Genomic DNA, 1,655 nt, shown 5'->3' on the forward strand with positions numbered 1-1,655 from the left:
ACAGACAATTCGAAATAATTTCTTTAATTTGTACTCGTGTAAGATTCATACGGTTTATCGTTTTATTTTGTTTTTTTCAAAGATAACAGTCTTGAGTCTTACACACTTTTTCGGGACAGTATCCACCAAAATGTTGGAGAAATTTAGTAGACAAGAATCATTTATAAGATTATAAAACAATGATATATAATGTATTAAGATTAATAATTTCTTATGACAGTCATTAGGATCTGACATCTAACGACAAATCTGGGTTAAAGAGCTATCGAGAGAGCTGTTTATATGAAATCCAAGTTTGCCGTGCTGGCAAGACTTTTACCGGTCAGCAATAATCTTATACACAAGATTAATGAGAAAAAGCTTGTAAGACAATCGATCCAATCTGTTGATCTTTCCTTATGTTCTGTTTTTGAAATAAATGCTTTAATTTGCACTGTCGGTAGCTTAAGAAGCTTTATTCATTAGCTTTGCTTCTAAAAGGAGAAGTTTCATTTGCTTTAGTCTCTTTTGAGGAGTATCTACCATTGAGGATATGACAGAGTAACTATTTGAATTAAGAATCAAGCCGGTAGCACTATCGGTCAGATACAAAAGGGACTTGAAAATAACATCAAAGACAATGAAATTTATAGATATGGATACATTAGAGTTATTAAAAGAAAGATGCTCAGTAAGAGCGTTTTTAGACAGACCTATCGAGCAGGAAAAGTTAGATAATATTTTAGAGGCAGGACGTTTAGCCCCTTCTGCATGCAACAAACAACCTTGGACATTCTTAGTCATTCAATCCGAAGAGGCAAAGGCTAAAATCAGAGAATGCTACCCCACTCCATGGTTTCAGACAGCCCCACTTTATATTGTACTTATAGGCAACCATCAAACATGCTGGAGCAGGCCCTCCGGAGACTCTGTAGATATCGACACCTCTATAGCCGCAACACAGATGATACTACAAGCTCATGCAGAAGGATTGGGTTCAACCTGGGTATGCGCCTTTGATCAGGACAAATGTCATCAACTGTTTAATTTGCCCAAAGAGGAAGAAGCTATAACAGTTTTAGCAATTGGCTACCCCGATTTGAGCAAACATAAGACACCTCAAAAGCTACGCAAAGAGCTTAATGAAATTGTTAGGTATGACAGCCTTTGAGATATTGCTTTAAGCCTTTCTTATGAATGTATGGGTCCTCTCCAATGATTGCCACACTTTCTCATCAGGAAAAAGGCATTAGCCTTGAGGTTCCCAACCTATTCATACCTATTTATATCTATGGAAAGGGAATCATTTAAGGGAAAATAGGTTTAACATACTTTGCAAAGATGAGGAGCTGTGTCAAGATATGGAATTGAAAGAAGACCCTTTCTTATCGACAGTCACACCTCTTTTAACCAAATAAAAGCAATCGCTATCATTGAGTCTTAGCTCTTTGATAGCGATTGTTCTTTACAAATGAAAATTGAATCTATGCAAGGATAGTTTCGACATAGCCATTTCTTTTTCATTGCTGTCCGATAAAAGTTGGAAATGACATATTAAGGATGCTCAATCGCCGAATACATGCGGTTGAGCATTTCAATTTTGAAAGATAAGCCCCCCTAATCAAAAAGTGAGGGTATTGGAGGAGTATCTGCCCGAGCTTTTAGGAGTATTTCCC

The 1,655-nt window shown here is 36.8% G+C and carries 1 protein-coding gene; it reads left to right on the plus strand.

The window, feature by feature from the left end:
- Positions 1 to 619 precede the first annotated feature (619 nt).
- A complete protein-coding gene (locus tag ACFO3G_RS03305) occupies positions 620 to 1,150 on the plus strand; it encodes a nitroreductase family protein (protein ID WP_380077968.1) in 531 nt (176 codons plus the stop codon).
- Positions 1,151 to 1,655: the final 505 nt, after the last annotated feature.

It is taken from the genome of Falsiporphyromonas endometrii, from assembly GCF_042654485.1.
In the GTDB taxonomy this organism is placed as follows: Bacteria; Bacteroidota; Bacteroidia; order Bacteroidales; family Porphyromonadaceae; genus Porphyromonas; species Porphyromonas endometrii.

Bases quoted from the DNA above. Each gene is read 5' to 3' on its own strand.
- ACFO3G_RS03305 (WP_380077968.1), top strand. From the start codon at position 620: ATGAAATTTATAGATATGGATACATTAGAGTTATTAAAAGAAAGATGC.